The organism is Tellurirhabdus bombi (assembly GCF_021484805.1).
GTDB classification, from domain to species: Bacteria; Bacteroidota; Bacteroidia; order Cytophagales; family Spirosomataceae; genus Tellurirhabdus; species Tellurirhabdus bombi.
The window spans coordinates 3,397,939-3,414,825 of sequence record NZ_CP090557.1 but is presented as its reverse complement, the minus strand read 5'-3'; the positions used below and the strand labels follow the sequence as shown (position 1 = coordinate 3,414,825).

The following is a 16,887-nucleotide window of genomic DNA, read 5'->3' as shown; positions in this document are numbered from 1 at the left end:
TTTTAGGGAAGAATTTAATCAGTTCGACAAGAAGCGCTTGTCAAAATTCAACCTTTTCGTGAAATTTACTCATTCCTCAATCGATTCTGACTATGGCATCTGTCACGCTCAATATCAACAACCAAAAACACACCATCGACGCCGACGCACAAATGCCCTTGCTGTGGGCCATCCGTGACTTCGTTGGCCTTAAAGGCACCAAGTTCGGCTGCGGTATTGCCCAATGCGGTGCGTGCACCGTCCACCTGGATGGCTCACCCATCCGCTCCTGCTCCTTCCCCGTTTCGGCGGCAACGGGCAAAAAAATTACGACCATTGAAGGGATCGGTACTGAACAGAAACTGCACCCCGTTCAGAAAGCCTGGATTGACGAACAGGTTCCGCAGTGCGGCTACTGCCAGTCAGGGCAAATTATGTCGGCCGTGGCCTTGCTAAAAAACAAACCCAATCCCACCGATACCGATATTGATCAGGCCATGAGCGGGAATATCTGCCGCTGCGGGACCTACGACCGGGTTCGGAAAGCCATTCACCGCGCGGCTAAAACAAGCAAAGAAATCGCTGAAAGTGGAAAATAACCATCTTTACAGCACCTCTTCTCCCTGTATGATCCCTAAAAGCACGTCTCTTCATGAAACCTTCCCCCATAAATCGTCGTAATTTTCTCAAAGCCGCCAGCCTAACCGGAACGGGGCTGTTTCTGGGTTTTTCGCCCCGCGCGAATGGCCCCGCCGAACTGGTAAATATGAGCAGTCAGCTTGGCGAATCTGCCAACGCGGTGCTTTCTTTTGAACTGAATCCGTTCATCATCATCGATAATGCGGGCACTATAACCCTCATTAACCACCGCCCCGACATGGGCCAGGGCTCCTGGCAGGCCGTTCCGACGTTAATTGCCGAAGAACTGGAAGTCTCTCTGGATCAGATTACGGTGAAACAGTCGGATGGTTTGCGCAAATACGGCAGTCAGCTGTCTGGTGGTAGCAGCACCGTTCGGACGGGCTGGCAACGCCTTCGCGAGGCCGGAGCCGCAGCTCGCCTCATGTTTACGCAGGCCGCCGCCACACGCTGGAACCTGCCCGTTGAGGAATGTTACGCCGAAAACGGCACCATCAAACACAAATCGGGCAAAAGCTTGACTTACGGCGAATTGGTTGACGACGCGTCGAAGCTACCGGTTCCGCAGAAACCCAAACTAAAAGCAAAAAGCGACCTAAAGCTGATCGGCAAGCCGCTGCACCGGTCGGATATTCCGTCGAAAGTAACCGGTAAAGCAGAATTCGGAATGGACATCACCGTGCCCGATATGCTTTACGCCAGCATTGAGCACTGTCCGGTTGTACACGGAAAAGTTGTTTCCATCGACGATACCGCCGCCAAAAAAATTCCGGGCGTCAAAGCGGTCCTGAAAGCCGAACGCCCCATGCCGCACCGCACCTCCGAAGCGGTGGCCGTGGTAGCCACCAACTACTGGGCCGCTTTGCAGGGCCGTCGGGCGTTGAAGGTGACTTGGGACAAGGTCGGTTACGACCAGTCGATGACCACCGATCGGTATTTCCAGGAAATGCGCGAAAAAAGCAAACAGGACGGCATTCCGTTCAGTAGCGTGGGCGACTTCAAGGCCGCTTACGAGGCTGCGCCCAAGAAGCTCGAAGGTCTTTATGAAACGCCCTTTCTGGCCCATGCCCCTATGGAGCCAGAAGTAGCCGTTGCCCACGTCAAGGAAGACGGCACCTGCGAAATCTGGGCACCTGTTCAGGGACCCGACGGAGCCATTCAGGAAGTATCTCGGTACCTGAATATCAAACCGGAAGCTGTCAAGGTAAACGTTCCTTTTCTGGGCGGTGCCTTTGGCCGGAAAGCCTATCTGGACTTTGTGCTTGAGGCGGTCTACCTTTCTAAACAGGTCAAAGCCCCGGTCAAAGTGATCTGGACGCGGGAAGACGACGTGACGCAGGGACCCTACCGCCCAGGCGCTTTGAGCGCCATGCGCGGGGCCGTCGACGCGCATGGGAAGGTCGTTGCTTTCGAACATAAATTCCTGAGCGAATCCATTCAGCGACAGGTTTTTAAAGCACCTATTGACGGCAAAGCCGACGAATGGATGAAAGAAAGCATCGGGGCCGAAGAAAGCCCCTATCAGTTCCCGAATGCCATCATCAGTAACCACGTCGTTAAGACGGAGATTCCCATTCTCTGGTGGCGGTCGGTGTATGCTTCCACAAACAGTTTTGGACACGAATCGTTTATGGATGAACTGGCCCACGCCGCCGGGAAAGATCCGCTGGACTTCCGGCTCAGTCTGCTGGAAAAAGCCGAAGGAAAGGCTACCACCCGGTTTGTCAACGTCCTGAAACAGCTTCGGGAAAAAGCCAACTGGGACAAGCCGCTGCCCGCTGGACAAGGCAAGGGCCTGGCTATTTCGCAGTCGTTTGGCAGTTTGTGCGCCCACGCTTTTTTCGTTACCAAAAAGGACAAAGGCGTCAAAGTAGACCGCGTTGTCTCGGTGCTGGATTGCGGGATGTACGTAAACCCGGATAATGTTCGGGCGCAGACGGAAGGCAACATTGTTTATGGAATGACCGCCGCGATCAAAAATCCGATCACGTTTACGAATGGGCAGGCTGACCAAACGAATTTTCATAATTATACGGTCATGCGGATTGAAGAAATGCCCGTCGTTGACATTCACCTGGTTGAAAACGAAGAAGCGCCGGGCGGCGTGGGCGAACCCGGTTTGCCGCCCGTGGCGCCGGCTTTGTGCAATGCCATTTTTGCGGCGACCGGTAAACGAATTCGAAAATTACCTGTTGATATCACTAACCTTGGATAACCGATGATGAAACTGCGCCTTTTGCTACTCAGCCTTATTCTGGTAACTGCCTTTTACGGGTTTAGTCCGCCTAAAGTAGCCCTCAAAGGGGCCTGGCGGCAAACAGACGCCAAACTCGGCCCGAACGTGGTGATAATTGCGTCGGATGGGTATCTGATGCAGACGACTTATGCGCCCGACCGGTACGTCAGTACGCGGGGGGGCGCGTACCAACAAGACGATAAACTGTTGAAACTAGCCGTTGAGTTTGACACGGAAGACAGTACCCGCGTTGGTCAGCCGGAAACCTACGAAATCGGCTTCACGAACCAGCGACTTGTGTTGCTAGGACCAGGCGGACGCCGTGTCTTTGAACGCATCGATGACGCGGCTCCTTCGGCACAAATGGCGGGTTTGTGGCGAATGGCAGGAAATATTGCCGATGACGGACAAATCAAAACGCGGCCCCGTACCGCCCGCAAAACGCTGAAACTTCTAACGGGAACGCGGTTCCAATGGGCCACGATCAACCCGGAAACGAAGCAGTTTTCCGGTACCGGAGGAGGAACATATACCTATAAAAACGGCAAATACACCGAAACCATCGACTTTTTTTCCCGCGATAATAGCCGTGTAGGTCGTTCTCTGCAATTTGACGCTGAATTAAAGGAAAACAATTGGCTCCACCGGGGGCAAAGCTCCACCGGGGGCAAGGTAAGTGAAGTGTGGACGAGGGAATAAGTAGGTTGTGCTTCGTTTATAGCGCTAAATTTTGACTCATAGAGATACTTATGATCATTTGGCGCGTCATAGATGAAGCACACTATATTTACCCTCACTCATTGTCCAATGACCAAAATTTTCCGTCACCTGGTCTGTCTCGGCATTCTGGTAATGGTTGGTAGTAACCACATTACCTATGCCCAGACCGAATCTTCACCATCTTCCACCACGGCCGCACAGAATGACGAGCGCTGTGAGCCCAACGACAAAATCTGGCAAAAGTCGTCCCGATCAGACCTCGTGCCTGTTACGCAGGCTACGATTCAACGTGCGGGCATCCCGGTAGAAAGCCTCGCCCAATGCGATTCGCAGCAAACGTTTATTTTAAAACGGGGAATCTCTCCCTGGCGCATCGGTTTGTATGCCGGTCCAAACACCGCTTGGTGTGGCAGTTGGGATGGAACTTTTGGGGCTGTCAAGCGGGACAATTCGCTTTACAACGGCATTGGTTTTCACCTCTCCACGAATGTCGATTATTTCTTTCCGACAAAATCGCGGTTCCGGTTTGGTTTGGGCGGTGCTTTGGGGTATCAGAATTTTTTCGCCCGACGAGAATACAAGGATTACTTGCTTTCGCTGGCTACCCAACTATCTCCTTCGGGAAGTCCGGCGCTCCGTAACCGGCCTTCGGAAGACTTTTTTCTGGTCGTTGGTCCGGTTGTTACGTTTGATCTGAAGAAAGGAAGTACCCAAACTTGCTCGTCCTTTCTGGAATTGGCCTTGCGTGGCGGCGTCTACCGCTCCGAAGCAGCGCTGGTCGGTGCTTACCTGCCAAACGAAAATAATCAGCTGGTACGCATGGTCATGCCGGGAGATCGGCTTTACCAACCGGGGGGTAATCTGTCGCTGGGCGCATATTTTCCGTTGCGCAACAACTGGTACTGGGGGGTTCAGGCCCAGGGTTTTATTACACGCCAGCAATACTTTATCATTAATGGCGTTCAGGATCAGCTGTTTGAGTTCAGACGCAGCCACGGTGGCTTCAACGCGGGTCTTGGCTTACGCAAAGGGTTTCAGGAGCGAAAAGTAACGCCTGTTAAGGTGGAATGCCCATCCTGTACCGAAACTCCCGTGGTAACGTTTACATATGCAGGTGCTCAACTGAATGGCACTACCCTACCGAACAGCGTTTTGGCCAGTGGTTTTCAGCCTACCTTGCACTGGCAGAATGTTAACAACGATACAATAAACTACGAATACCAGACGCAGTTGTATTACCAGGGCGTAGTGCCCGGAGCCACCCAGGCCGTTTTGGTCAAAGAGCAGTCTTTCGCGCAGACCCGTCAGTTTGAACCATTACCCAATGACGCCTGGAAAGCCGGCTATTATTTTATGACGGTTCAGATGCGCAAAAAAACACCTTGTGGCACCCTCCTATGCGGATTTACGACTACCAGCTTTGCCATTAAAGATACCTGTGCTCAGTGTCGCTACGTTCACCGCTTCGAACCGAAAAAGGTCTATTACAAAGCTAAATGGAAGGACGTGATTCAGGTATGTTATTGCGATACGCGGGAAGTCAACGCTAAAACGATCCGGCGACCTGTTACCCGGTCGCTTGAGTTATCGGAGCCAATGACCGTTGACACGCTGGATAACTCCCGTCTTCATACACCGGAAGATATTCAGAAGCTTTACCTCGTCGAACGACCAGCCTCAACCCTGATCAAAGGGAAAAAGCAGCCCATTCAGGATACGTATATCACAGCCTATGAAGGGATTTACACCGTTGAAGAACTTTGCGAAGACGGCAAGCCGGTTAGAATCGCGTCTTACAACTTGTCACTTAAGGCGAATCATTTGGGCGACTTTGTGATTGATGTCCTTCGCCCCCACGATGCCTCTTTAATTAAAGCGCCGCTTAAATTAAAGCCTTCCGAAAAACCGGCCCCAGCCAATCCGCTTCCGGCGGTAAAGCCTACCCGAAGCACAAAGCAGACAGCGAAAAAAGCGCCTTTCAAGGCTAAAAAGTAGCGCTTTTTCGTCATCATTTCGAAACTCGTTCCGCTCAACGTTGAGCGGAACGAGTTTCAGTTGAGGTTGTTGCGCATGGTCGTCCCCGCGCCGTTTATTCGGGCTTTTTTGGTTCGTAAACCGCGTGTTGCAATCAGGCGGCCAATAAAAATCAGCAAGCCGATAACGAGAATTACGGTCAAAACAGGCAGCAGAATGGCCAGAAAAGATAATCCAAACGACAGAACGTTTTCGGTGCTGGCCACAACCGGGTTTCCCAAGCCTCCCGTAGTAGCAGTAGAGCCAAGCCGCAACATACTCGTGCCGGTCTGAATCAGACTAGCGGTACCACCGCCCGCAATTATCCCCAAGCCCCATTTCAGTAACGGGATGTCTACATCGACAAAGGAAGTTGTCAGCAGCGTACCCGCGGCAAAAGCCAGTGGCATGGCAATTGTATCGAGGGCATTATCGAGCCAAGGAATGTAATAAGCCCCTACTTCCAGCAACGTGGCCGTGGCCAACACAAAGAAAGCGGTCCAGGTTCCCATCCATTCAAAGCCCGGCGTCATGGCAACCCACCCGAATTTTGTAGCCAAACTTGCTACCAACAGCGGCACAAAAACCCGAAAGCCGCAGCACGCGCTCAATCCAACGCCCAGACAAAGACCAAAAATCCATTCCATAATTCTCAAAAGTTAATTGGCCTATCTCCCGTTCAGCCGTAAATAGCCTATTATCAGGACGAATACTAAAATAGATTCATTCATCCTTTCTCTTACTAAACTCATAATTGAATTTTTGTGTTACACCAAAACATATTCCAACTACATTGCCCCCGTGAATCAGGAAACAAAAAGCGGAAAAATCTTCGATTGGGTGACGCTAAAGCGGCTCTTCAGTTTTGTCCAACCTTATCGGCTTCAGTTCGTTAGCCTTATTGCCATTATCTTGATCAGTGCGGCTTTAGCGCCTTTGCTTCCGCTTTTGATTCGCCACACCATTGACCAGAAAATTGCCGCTGGCGACTATCCGGGCCTGACGATGATGCTCGTACTGATGATTGGTGTTTTAGTGATTCAGGCTATTTTTCAGTTTTTGAACACCTATTTATCGGGCTGGCTGGGGCAGCACGTCATTCGTGACATTCGGGTACAGCTTTACGCCAAAGTCCTGCATCTCCGGCTTAAATTTTTCGACAATACGCCCATTGGGCGGCTGGTCACCCGCACGATTTCGGATATTGAAACCCTGGCCGACGTGTTCAGCGAAGGCATGGCCGCCATTGCGGGCGATATTTTGCAGTTGGTGTTGATCATCGCCGTTATGTTCTATACAGACTGGCGCTTGGCCGCTATCAGCCTCGCCGTTGTGCCCCTGATGTTGCTGAGTACGTATATCTTTAAGGAGAAAATTAAAGAGTCGTTCAACGAGGTTCGCCTGGCGGTTGCCAATCTAAATTCGTTTGTGCAGGAACACATAACCGGCATGAACATCGTTCAGATATTCGGTAGCGAATCCATTGAGTCCGTTAAGTTTCGTGAGATTAACAACCAACACCAAAAGGCTCACATTCGCTCGATCTGGTACTATTCAGTTTATTTTCCGGTGGCAGATATTCTGTCGGCTACCGCAACGGGACTTGTGGTCTGGTATGGTGCTAAAGAGATTCTTAATCAGGAGGTTTCGTTTGGTACGGTGACGGCGTTTATCATGTTCATTAACTTGTTTTTCCGTCCAATCCGCATGTTGGCCGACCGATTCAACACGCTACAGATGGGTATTGTCAGTACCGACCGTATCCTGAAGCTGCTGGATAGTGACGAATTTACAGCCAATCAGGGGACCTATAACCCGGAGGCGATGCGTGGCAACGTCGAGTTTAAGAATGTCTGGTTTGCCTACAACAACGAGGACTACGTTCTAAAAGACATTTCTTTTTCGGCACGGGAAGGCGAAACAGTCGCCTTTGTGGGAGCCACTGGAGCCGGTAAATCCTCCATTATCAATCTATTAAGCCGTTTTTACGAAATTAATAAAGGCGAAATTCTCATCGATGGCCGGGACGTACACGACTACGAACTTGGAGCACTGCGCAGAAACATTGGCGTTGTTTTGCAGGATGTCTTTCTGTTTTCGGATACCATCGAAAATAACATTACGCTGGGCGATAAAACCATCCGGCGCGAAACCATTATCGAAGCGGCGAAGCTGGTCGGTGTTCACGATTTTATTGAACGGTTGCCCGGCGGCTACGACTACAACGTCATGGAGCGGGGTTCAACGCTTTCGGTTGGGCAGCGGCAGCTGATTTCATTTGTGCGGGCGATGGTTCATAATCCGCGCATTATCGTGCTCGACGAGGCAACCTCGTCGGTCGATACCGAAACGGAAGAGATGATCCAGCGGGCCATTGGAAAATTGATGAAGGGCCGGACCGCCATTGTCATTGCGCACCGCCTCTCCACCATCCGGGAAGCCAACAACATCATTGTGGTGGACAAAGGCCGGATCATGGAGCAGGGAACCCACGAAGAATTATTGCAACACGAAGGTTTCTACGCAAATTTGTACCGCATGCAGTACAAAGAAGTGCTGACCTAGTTCCAACGGCCCTGCTCAATTATGACTTTTGACGAATACCTACTTACTAAAAAAATTGACCGGCAGCAGTTCCAGCGGCGGGAACCCGGGCGCTTTTCTGAATGGGCGGCTTTGTTTGACCAAATGCATCCAGAAAGTTTTACCACCCACAAAAAATTCCTGATTAATGAGCTCCGCCGGAAGTACCTTATAGGACCGGTGCCAGAAAACCAATAGTTATTTTCATAAAACTAGCGAGAGGTACACAATAGACCAGCTAATATTGGTTACTTTGGGATAAAGTCATTTTCAACATTTTTCTATATGCATTACGATTTTGCCATAGTGGGGGCAGGATACGCCGGAAGCGTATTGGCCGAACGACTGGCTTCCCAGGCAGGCAAAACCGTGCTGGTCATTGATAAACGACCACACATCGCCGGCAACGCTTACGACTATTACAACCAGGATGGGATTCTGATCCATTTGTATGGACCGCACATCTTTCACACCAACTCTCCTGAAGTCTTTTCTTACCTTTCTCAGTTTACCCAGTGGCGGCCTTACGAGCACCGCGTGCTGGCTCAGGTTGAGGGCAAGCTGCTACCGATCCCCATTAACCTGGATACGGTCAATAAACTGTATGGCTTTAACTTCACCGAAGAAGAGCTAGCCGATTATTTCAAGACCATTGGTGAACCAGTTGCACAGATTCGCACCTCCGAGGATGTGGTTATCAGCCAGGTAGGACGGGATCTGTACGAGAAATTCTTCCAGGGCTACACGCGTAAGCAGTGGGGCTTGGACCCTTCTGAACTGGATAAATCCGTTACCTCCCGGATTCCGACCCGCACCAACCGCGATGACCGCTATTTCGGCGATCAGTACCAGTTCATGCCGCTGGAAGGCTTCACCAAAATGTTTGAGAACATGCTCAAACATCCCAACATCCACCTGATGCTTTCGACTGATTTTCAGGAAGTAAAAGAAACCCTGAGCTACGATCAGCTGATTTTCACGGGTCCGGTAGATGAATACTTTGATCACTGCTACGGCAAACTACCTTACCGGTCGCTGCATTTTGTGCACCAGACAGAGGATGTAGAACAATACCAGCCGGTGGCAGTAGTGAACTATCCCTTGGATCACGAGTATACCCGGGTCACGGAATACAAGCACCTGACGGGCCAGGAACACCCTAAGACCAGCATTACGTTTGAGTACCCACGGGCGGAAGGGGACCCTTACTACCCTATTCCTAAACCTGAAAACGCGGAGCTCTACCGTAAGTACAAGCAATTAGCCGACAGCACACCGAACGTTCATTTCGCGGGCCGTCTGGGCACCTACCGGTACTACAACATGGATCAGGTAGTGGCGCAGGCGTTGACGCTGTATAAAAAGCTAGTAGGCGCTGACTCCCTGGAAGATGTTGTCAACGGCGATTCACCTGCCGCTAAATAAGCAAGCAGCCTTAATCCAATAAAAAAAGCCGACGGAGGTGCATCTTCCGTCGGCTTTTTTGTGCCTTAGATTTGGCGACTGGTATCTACTTGCTACCCTAGAATTAGTTTTCTTAAATCGATCTGATCGAGATAGGCTTCCAAAGGATGAGGACGCTGGATGCAGGCCAGATCTTGCTTGCGAAACGTCAGTACGTCCTGAAAATCATATTTATCCTGAAAGTAGGTTGCCTTCGAAAAATACGCCTCCACAAAAAAATCCCCCAAAGAATACAGTTTAACCAGAAAATGCGGCATTTCCCGGCTTAGTAAGAACGTCCCGTTTTGCCTCAGAAAATCAATTTTTTTCATTATAGGCAGCGTGTTATACTCATACTGACTAAGCATAAAATTTCCAATTGTTCAAAGTGAATACTATCTATCGGGCAGTTGATGCGGCGGCGCTGACTTAAGCCTTAAAATAGTTTATCCGTTGTATAAATAGAAACGAAACCTAGCGTACGGGACATAAGTAACACAGGCTTAACAGCCCGCGTTCCGCTAAAGCTTCCAATTTTTTCTTTTTTTCTGTATATTACCCAGACAATCAATCCTTTCTGCATTATGAAAATCCGGCATGTTCTTCAGGGAAAGAAAATCAACACGATTTATTCCGTTGCATCGAGCTCCACGGTTTACGAAGCGCTTGAGCTAATGGCAGAAAAAAACATCGGTGCTGTGCTTGTTATTGACAACGATGAGTTGGCCGGCATCTTCTCCGAACGCGATTATGCCCGCAAGGTAATTTTGCAGAGTCGGGCTTCCCGCGACACGCTTATCGAGGAAGTAATGACCGCCAAATTAATCACGGTCACCTCCGACCAGCCGCTTGAAGATGCCATGCGGGTGATGTCTGACAAACACATTCGCCACCTGCCGGTAGTGGACGAAGGGCAACTGACCGGTATTATTTCCATCAACGATGTCGTCTCTACCATTATCCGAGACCAGAAAGCCCGCATTGATTCCCTGGAAAACTACATTTCAGGCAGTTATTAACGACCCCGTAGCGGCGGGCCTTATCTGGTTTCCGGCTAAGCCCGCCGCTACCGATCACGAAAGTATCCGGCCTGGTAGCTAACTACGATTCCTTTCCCGTATCTTTGCCATACTAAAAACGGCATTTAATAGAATTGGATAAAGCACGGCAAGAAGTAGTACGGCTGTATGGCAACCGCCTGCGGCTACGGGTGTGCGGACTTTGCCTGATCGATGGCAAGTTACTCATGGTTCGCCACCGCGGAATTAACTCAACCGACACGTTCTGGTGTCCTCCGGGCGGCGGCCCCCAGTTTAGCGAAACCGCCCCCGAAGCCCTCGTTCGCGAATTTCTGGAAGAAACTGGCCTGGAAGTTGTTATTGAAGACTTATTGTTTGTCAATGAGTTCATGCTACCGCCGCTGCATGCGCTGGAGCTATTTTTCAAGGTAAAGATTGTGGGCGGACAGCTTGGTCAGGGCTCTGACCCCGAGATGGACACTGACCAGCAGATCATTACCGAGGTGCGGCTCATGACTTTTGAGGAAATAAAAGCCTACCCGGAAACGGAAGTTCATCAGCTATTTCGACAATGCGATACCATGGACGATATCTTTCGTTTGAGAGGTTATCTGAATAAGTAGTGTAACTGTTTTTGTATTTTTTTTAATTTAAGCGATTATTCATAAAACGACAGTGCATCGGCAAACCGAAACTACCTCTACCGTGACGCCAACCATCGCTATTCGGGATAACCGGTTCGCTCAGGAGCCGTTCGATGCTGCGTTGGCCAGCTCATCTCGCCTCTGTCTGGAAATGAGCAAAGATCACTTTCGGTTTTGCCTGATCAAACCAGCTGAAAAACCCGGCCAGCCTTCGCAATGTTTCTGGCTGGAATCCTATTCGTTTCCGACCTTACTGACCGATACCCCGCTCATTCCCTCCCTGAAAGCCATTTATCAGGATCATCCGGTTCTTCAGGCAGCGTTCTGGAAAGACATTACGGTCTCGGTCAATACGCCGGCTTTTACGCTTGTTCCTTCGAAACTTTTCCGGAAAGAATACGCCGCTAACTACCTTCAGCTGATGCGCGGCAGTGCGCTGCCCCTCACGGAACACATTCAGACCTACGTGCATCCGAACGAAGGCTTTCACTCTGTTTTTAATCTGGACATTCGCCTGGCCGACTGGCTCTCAGCCACCTACCCGCTTCAACAGGTCAAAATTGTCCACCAAACCAGTGCGCTCCTCCAGGCTTCGGTAGCACTCAGCCAAAATAGCCCGCAGACGGTCCTGTTCTATTTTGAAGATGAATACGTAACGGCCATTGTGCGGGAGGGCAAAAGCCTGCGCTTCTGCAATAAGTTTGCGTTTAAAAATACGAGCGATCTGACCTACTACCTGCTGTATATCATCACCGAATTGGACCTGGAACCCACCAAAGTGAACGTGCAGCTTTTCGGGGAGATCACTCCTTTTGCAGACACCTATATTTCGTTGAAGCGTTTTTTACCGCAAATGACGTTTGGTACTTCCCTTCCTGAGTTGTTACTTACGCCCGAATTCGACGAAATCCCTGATCACCGCTACGTCAGTCTGTACGGAGCCGGCCTGTTGCTATGAAAAGAATTGCTTTGTTTCCCGGTTCTTTCGACCCGTTCACCAAAGGGCACGAAGATATTGTTTTGCGCGGTTTACAGCTTTTTGATGAAATTGTGATTGGTATTGGCCGAAATGCCAACAAACAACGCTATTTCGGCCTGGATCAGATGGTGCAGCTCATCGAACATACCTTCGAGAAACACCCCAACGTCCGGGTAGAAGCGTACGACGATCTAACGGCCAACGTCGCTCGGAAGCTGGGCGCCCGTTTTTTGCTCCGTGGCCTGCGTAATACCACGGATTTTGAGTACGAAAACGGCATCTCCCAGGTCAACCGCTACATTTACGGGGATGTCGAAACCGTTTTTTTGATTACCTCGCCGCACCTCGCCCCCATCAGTTCAAGCATTATCCGGGATTTACACCGGTATGGCCAGCGCATCGACGACTTCCTGCCCTATCAATTACATTAAGAAACTGTTATTTTTTTCGAAAATAGTTTTATATTGTATTCGCATAGCTCTCTATCATAAACATAAAGGTACCATGCGAGATACATTCATCCACCTGTTTGGTCAACGACTGACCTACAGGGATTTGATGCAATTGTTGGTTGCATTTCTGCTGTGGAATCTTGTCATGATCTGGCACGACCGCTTCCAGGCTTATAAGCCATTAATCGACATGGTTGTGAGCCACAAGTGGATGCAGTAGCTATACCTCTTTTTCGCCTTCGTATACGGCATCAATCACAAAGCGGATCGAACTAAACGAGTTGGTTAGCAAACGCTGGGCCTCCCGGCGATCCACCCATTCGAGCCGTTCAATGTCTTCTTCGGCTTGGGGCATCATGTGCGATTCGTCCCGACACGTCATCAGGTACCACTTTGTTCGCTTCAGGACCCGGCTACCGTTCATGGTATACGTATGCCAGGTGGTACAAACCCGTTCTTCGACCGATACTTTTACGCCGGTTTCTTCTTCTACTTCCCGTTCCGCTGCCATGCGCGATTTTTCGCCCTCATCCAGCTTGCCTTTGGGTAGATCCCATTTACCCCGCCGGAACATAAGCAGCATTTTTTCGCCTTTGAACACCACGCCACCGGCAGCTTTCACGATTTTAAACAAGCTTTTCAGGCGCTCTTCGGCGGCTTTCTTATCAACGGCTACCAGCGTTACCGAGTGCAGATCCAGTAATTTTGTGCTATTGAGCAGCTGAATTAGCTTCTCCACCATAATCGGTGTTGCATTGAGAATGAGCACATGGCCAAGCAAACTATCAGGCCGAAGCGCTTCCAGGCGGGCGTCAATAATGTGGTCGTAATCGGTACTTGACTCAAGAAGAGCTGCCGCTTTAGGGCCAGTGATGCGGATTGGCCGGTCGTCGATGAATACAATCATTCGGCTAAGATAACGGTGAACGGTTCATTGTAGCAATTGACTCGTAAATTTAGCTAAACGTTGTATACTGAAAGAGTGACCAATATTACTATTTTTGCGACAGGCCAACTTATTCCTACGTGGAACTTTTTATAATTCTCTTTCTTATTATCCTGAACGGTGTTTTCTCCATGTCAGAGATTGCACTGGTTTCTTCCCGGAAAGCCCGTCTTGAAACCGATGCAAAAAACGGGGATAGCCGGGCTCAGGAAGCCCTTCGACTTGCCGAATCTCCCAACCGCTTTTTATCAACCGTTCAGATTGGAATAACCCTGATCGGGATTCTGACGGGTATTTTCAGTGGTGACAGCGTTACTACGCAAATTGCCGGACTCATTGGCCAGATTGCCCTTGTCGCGCCCTACGCCAACAGCATTGCCGTGGTTGTGGTGCTGTTTCTGTTGACCTATTTTTCCCTCGTTCTAGGCGAGCTGGTTCCGAAACGGATTGGTCTATCGAATCCCGAAGCTATTGCCAAGGTCATGGCCGGACCCATGAACGTCCTTTCGCGCATTACCTCTCCTTTTATTGCTTTGCTCAGCTTTTCCAGCGATTTACTCATTCGATTGCTGGGCGTTAAGCAAAACGCGTCGGCCGTAACGGAAGAAGAAATCAAGAGCTTGATTCAGGAGGGAACCACGGGTGGTGTTATTGAAGAAATTGAGCAGGAAATTGTGCAGAACGTTTTTCTGCTGGGCGACCGGAAAATCACCTCCCTGATGACCAACCGCCAGGATGTCGTGTTTCTGGATTTAGAAGAAGATATTGAAGAAAACCGGCAGCGCATTATTGAGCACAAACACTCGATTTACCCGCTCTGCCAGGGAAGCGTTGACGAGATTGTGGGCCTGATTCACAGCAAAGATTTTCTGGGTAAAGACCTCGATGAGCAGCTCACGCAATTAGAAAGCATGAAGCGGGAAGCGCTCTATATTCCCGAAAACAACAAAGCCTATCAAGTACTCGAACGCTTCCGGGAGCGGAAACAATACATCGGGATCATTGTCGATGAATACGGCGGCGTGCTGGGCATTGTGACGCTAAACGACATTCTGGACGCGCTGGTCGGCGATATTTCCGATACCAACGAGTTCGGCTTCGAAATTGTGGAACGCGGCGACGGCAGCTTTTTGATCGATGCCCAGATTCCATTTGATGAATTTTTGGATCATTTTGACATCACCGTTCAGAACCGTAAAGACCTAACCGGCTTCGATACCCTCGGCGGTTTTGCGTTGCATATTCTCAAAGACATTCCTAAAACCGGCGAAACTTTTCACTGGCAGTCTTATCAGTTCGAAATAATTGACATGGACAAAAGCCGGATTGACAAAATTCTGATCAAAAAACTCGAAGAAGAGTAAGCTTTTACCAGGTTGGGTTAAGTGTTGATGCTACTCATGCTTAGCTCGTAACGAATAATTCAAGTATGATTGCAAACCAAATTGCCCGGATGTTGCTGGAAGTGCAAGCCGTACGGCTGCGTCCGGAAGACCCTTTTACGTGGAGTTCAGGGTGGAAATCACCCATTTACTGCGACAACCGGCTGACGCTCTCCTACCCGGACGTACGGACTTTCATTAAAAATGCCCTGGCCGACGCAATTCGCCAGCACTTTCCGGATGTACAGGCCATTGCTGGCGTCGCTACCGCTGGAATTGCGCAGGGTGCCCTGGTCGCCGATGTGCTGAATCTGCCGTACCTCTACGTTCGGCCCGAGCCCAAAAAACACGGCATGGGCAACCAGATCGAAGGCCGCGCTGAGGCGGGCCAGAAAATTGTGGTGATCGAAGATTTGATCTCGACGGGTGGCAGCTCCCTCAAGGTGGTCGATGTGCTTCGTCAGGCAGGTACCGAAGTGTTGGGCATGGCCGCCATTTTCACCTACGGGTTTCCGGTGGCGGCGCAAAACTTCACGGACAAAGCTGTTCAGCTGGTTTGTCTGAGCGATTACGAAACGCTTGTTCAGGAGGCGCAGCAACTCGCCTACATTCCCGCCGAAGCCAGTGCGTCGCTGGCAGCCTGGCGGCAAAACCCTGCTGAGTGGGGCGTATAAGAATTTTAGGCGTAGCCCCCGCTACGCCTTTTTTTTGTCTTTATAAATAAACCGGCAATCCGCTTCGCACGGATTCGTCACAGGCAAAAGCAATGCGCAGGCTATTGACCGCATCCTGCAAATGGTCGGTCAAATCCATATCTTCCTGAATGGCTTTCAGGAAATACCGCTGCTCGCGGTTACATAACTCCTGGTGATCCGGCTCGTCCTGCATATCGACCCACGTATCCGCCTGCGTAAATTGATCTTCACCGTTTAAATCCGCGTAGTGTATCCGCAAGGATTCCGTTTTGGTGTGCGAATCAACGTTGTCCGATTTTCCGGCGGCTCCTGCTTCCTTGGCAACGATGGAAACGCAGCCTTTCGGCCCAATCACGTCTTTCACAAAAAAAGCCGTTTCGCTCATCATAGGCCCCCAACCCGCTTCGTACCATCCTACCGAGCCATCTTCGAACCGGATTTGCAACTGTCCGTAGTTGTAATTATTAGCCGGAATCTCATCAGTTAGCCGGGCGCCAATGGCGTTGACTTGCAGTGGTTTCGAGCGGGTCATCTGGCACATCACATCGATGTAGTGCACGCCGCAATCGACAATCGGGCTAAGGCTTTTCATTAGGTTCCGGTGCACCGTCCACATCGTTCCGTGGCTTTGCTGATTGAGGTTCATGCGCATCACCAGCGGTTTACCGAGTTCCTGAGCCACTTCTACGAATTTCTCCCAGGACGGATGATGCCGCAGAATATAGCCTACCACCACCTTTTTACCTGCTTTTTCAGCCGCCGCCACCACGCGTTCGGCCCCTTCGACCGTATCGGCCAGGGGCTTCTCAATAAATACGTGACAGCCCTGCTCCAGCGACCGAATGGCATACGCTTCGTGCGTATCCGGGTACGTCGAAATACAAACCGCATCCGGCTGCGTCGTGGTCAAAGCCGTTTCAAAATCAGAAAACAAGGCATAGCCTCCTCCGAGTCGCTCGTTCAGAACGTCTTTGCTTTTTCCGGTAGATACCAATCCGCAAATTTCAAATTCATCCAGCAGTTGGTAGGCGAAGGCGTGCGAAGCCCCCATGTTACCACAACCAACGACCAGTACACGTAAGGGTTTCATTGAAGTTGACATGAAATCAGTTTCTAAGAAAGTTAATTAAGCCATTAGATCAGCAAAACAAAGATAG

Annotated in this window: 17 protein-coding genes; 13 read left to right on the top strand and 4 right to left on the bottom strand. The window is 50.3% G+C overall.

Going from position 1 to position 16,887, the window contains the following annotated elements; translation table 11 throughout:
• Positions 1 to 92: 92 nt before the first annotated feature.
• The 4 genes from L0Y31_RS14545 to L0Y31_RS14530 all read left to right on the top strand — a co-directional run bounded on the left by L0Y31_RS14545 (position 93) and on the right by L0Y31_RS14530 (position 5,569).
• Positions 93 to 578, top strand: coding sequence for a (2Fe-2S)-binding protein (locus tag L0Y31_RS14545; protein ID WP_255772831.1), 486 nt, complete (start codon positions 93 to 95; stop codon positions 576 to 578).
• Positions 579 to 631: 53 nt separating this feature from the next.
• Positions 632 to 2,833, top strand: coding sequence for a xanthine dehydrogenase family protein molybdopterin-binding subunit (locus tag L0Y31_RS14540; protein ID WP_234733803.1), 2,202 nt, complete (start codon positions 632 to 634; stop codon positions 2,831 to 2,833).
• 3 nt (positions 2,834 to 2,836) lie between these two features.
• Positions 2,837 to 3,553, top strand: coding sequence for a membrane or secreted protein (locus tag L0Y31_RS14535; protein WP_234733802.1), 717 nt, complete (start codon positions 2,837 to 2,839; stop codon positions 3,551 to 3,553).
• Positions 3,554 to 3,661: 108 nt separating this feature from the next.
• Positions 3,662 to 5,569: a hypothetical protein gene (locus L0Y31_RS14530; protein WP_234733801.1), complete on the top strand. Its 1,908-nt coding sequence runs from the start codon at positions 3,662 to 3,664 to the stop codon at positions 5,567 to 5,569.
• A gap of 56 nt (positions 5,570 to 5,625) precedes the next feature.
• On the opposite strand, the gene L0Y31_RS14525 is transcribed toward L0Y31_RS14530, so the two are convergent.
• Complete coding sequence (locus tag L0Y31_RS14525) at positions 5,626 to 6,234, bottom strand: DUF4126 domain-containing protein (protein WP_234733800.1); 609 nt, start codon at positions 6,232 to 6,234, stop codon at positions 5,626 to 5,628.
• 154 nt (positions 6,235 to 6,388) lie between these two features.
• On the opposite strand from L0Y31_RS14525, the gene L0Y31_RS14520 reads away from it, so the two are divergent.
• On the top strand, positions 6,389 to 8,152 hold the full coding sequence (locus L0Y31_RS14520; protein WP_234733799.1) for an ABC transporter ATP-binding protein: 1,764 nt from the start codon (positions 6,389 to 6,391) through the stop codon (positions 8,150 to 8,152).
• A 303-nt stretch (positions 8,153 to 8,455) separates the two neighbouring features.
• Entirely contained in the window at positions 8,456 to 9,595 is a 1,140-nt protein-coding gene (gene glf, locus L0Y31_RS14510) for a UDP-galactopyranose mutase (RefSeq protein WP_234733797.1), read from the top strand.
• Positions 9,596 to 9,687: 92 nt separating this feature from the next.
• Here the strand turns inward: glf and L0Y31_RS14505 are convergent, their stop codons facing one another.
• Positions 9,688 to 9,945, bottom strand: coding sequence for a hypothetical protein (locus L0Y31_RS14505; RefSeq protein ID WP_234733796.1), 258 nt, complete (start codon positions 9,943 to 9,945; stop codon positions 9,688 to 9,690).
• Between the two features lie 252 nt (positions 9,946 to 10,197).
• On the opposite strand from L0Y31_RS14505, the gene L0Y31_RS14500 reads away from it, so the two are divergent.
• The 5 genes from L0Y31_RS14500 to L0Y31_RS14480 all read left to right on the top strand — a co-directional run bounded on the left by L0Y31_RS14500 (position 10,198) and on the right by L0Y31_RS14480 (position 12,927).
• Positions 10,198 to 10,632 carry a CBS domain-containing protein gene (locus L0Y31_RS14500; protein WP_234733795.1) on the top strand — a complete coding sequence of 145 codons (435 nt, stop codon included), beginning with the start codon at positions 10,198 to 10,200 and terminating at the stop codon, positions 10,630 to 10,632.
• A 134-nt stretch (positions 10,633 to 10,766) separates the two neighbouring features.
• Positions 10,767 to 11,255, top strand: a complete 489-nt coding sequence (locus tag L0Y31_RS14495; RefSeq protein ID WP_234733794.1) for an NUDIX domain-containing protein — start codon at positions 10,767 to 10,769, stop codon at positions 11,253 to 11,255.
• 52 nt (positions 11,256 to 11,307) lie between these two features.
• A complete protein-coding gene (locus tag L0Y31_RS14490) occupies positions 11,308 to 12,234 on the top strand; it encodes a DUF3822 family protein (RefSeq protein ID WP_234733793.1) in 927 nt (308 codons plus the stop codon).
• Complete coding sequence (gene coaD / locus L0Y31_RS14485) at positions 12,231 to 12,686, top strand: pantetheine-phosphate adenylyltransferase (RefSeq protein ID WP_234733792.1); 456 nt, start codon at positions 12,231 to 12,233, stop codon at positions 12,684 to 12,686. The genes L0Y31_RS14490 and coaD overlap by 4 nt, the downstream gene beginning before the upstream one ends.
• 73 nt (positions 12,687 to 12,759) lie before the next feature.
• Positions 12,760 to 12,927: a hypothetical protein gene (locus L0Y31_RS14480; RefSeq protein WP_234733791.1), complete on the top strand. Its 168-nt coding sequence runs from the start codon at positions 12,760 to 12,762 to the stop codon at positions 12,925 to 12,927.
• Here the strand turns inward: L0Y31_RS14480 and L0Y31_RS14475 are convergent, their stop codons facing one another.
• Positions 12,928 to 13,614: an NUDIX hydrolase gene (locus tag L0Y31_RS14475; protein WP_234733790.1), complete on the bottom strand. Its 687-nt coding sequence runs from the start codon at positions 13,612 to 13,614 to the stop codon at positions 12,928 to 12,930.
• 119 nt (positions 13,615 to 13,733) lie between these two features.
• On the opposite strand from L0Y31_RS14475, the gene L0Y31_RS14470 reads away from it, so the two are divergent.
• On the top strand, positions 13,734 to 15,017 hold the full coding sequence (locus L0Y31_RS14470; protein ID WP_255772830.1) for a hemolysin family protein: 1,284 nt from the start codon (positions 13,734 to 13,736) through the stop codon (positions 15,015 to 15,017).
• A 65-nt stretch (positions 15,018 to 15,082) separates the two neighbouring features.
• Positions 15,083 to 15,709, top strand: coding sequence for an orotate phosphoribosyltransferase (pyrE, locus tag L0Y31_RS14465; protein ID WP_305067601.1), 627 nt, complete (start codon positions 15,083 to 15,085; stop codon positions 15,707 to 15,709).
• Between the two features lie 40 nt (positions 15,710 to 15,749).
• Here the strand turns inward: pyrE and L0Y31_RS14460 are convergent, their stop codons facing one another.
• Positions 15,750 to 16,832 carry a Gfo/Idh/MocA family oxidoreductase gene (locus tag L0Y31_RS14460; protein WP_234733788.1) on the bottom strand — a complete coding sequence of 361 codons (1,083 nt, stop codon included), beginning with the start codon at positions 16,830 to 16,832 and terminating at the stop codon, positions 15,750 to 15,752.
• Positions 16,833 to 16,887: the final 55 nt, after the last annotated feature.

Coding starts and splice junctions, on each gene's coding strand:
- L0Y31_RS14545 (WP_255772831.1), top strand. CDS start 93: ATGGCATCTGTCACGCTCAATATCAACAACCAAAAACACACCATCGAC.
- L0Y31_RS14540 (WP_234733803.1), top strand. CDS start 632: ATGAAACCTTCCCCCATAAATCGTCGTAATTTTCTCAAAGCCGCCAGC.
- L0Y31_RS14535 (WP_234733802.1), top strand. CDS start 2,837: ATGATGAAACTGCGCCTTTTGCTACTCAGCCTTATTCTGGTAACTGCC.
- L0Y31_RS14530 (WP_234733801.1), top strand. CDS start 3,662: ATGACCAAAATTTTCCGTCACCTGGTCTGTCTCGGCATTCTGGTAATG.
- L0Y31_RS14525 (WP_234733800.1), bottom strand. CDS start 6,234: ATGGAATGGATTTTTGGTCTTTGTCTGGGCGTTGGATTGAGCGCGTGC.
- glf (WP_234733797.1), top strand. CDS start 8,456: ATGCATTACGATTTTGCCATAGTGGGGGCAGGATACGCCGGAAGCGTA.
- L0Y31_RS14505 (WP_234733796.1), bottom strand. CDS start 9,945: ATGAAAAAAATTGATTTTCTGAGGCAAAACGGGACGTTCTTACTAAGC.
- L0Y31_RS14500 (WP_234733795.1), top strand. CDS start 10,198: ATGAAAATCCGGCATGTTCTTCAGGGAAAGAAAATCAACACGATTTAT.
- coaD (WP_234733792.1), top strand. CDS start 12,231: ATGAAAAGAATTGCTTTGTTTCCCGGTTCTTTCGACCCGTTCACCAAA.
- L0Y31_RS14480 (WP_234733791.1), top strand. CDS start 12,760: ATGCGAGATACATTCATCCACCTGTTTGGTCAACGACTGACCTACAGG.
- L0Y31_RS14475 (WP_234733790.1), bottom strand. CDS start 13,614: ATGATTGTATTCATCGACGACCGGCCAATCCGCATCACTGGCCCTAAA.
- pyrE (WP_305067601.1), top strand. CDS start 15,083: ATGATTGCAAACCAAATTGCCCGGATGTTGCTGGAAGTGCAAGCCGTA.
- L0Y31_RS14460 (WP_234733788.1), bottom strand. CDS start 16,832: ATGTCAACTTCAATGAAACCCTTACGTGTACTGGTCGTTGGTTGTGGT.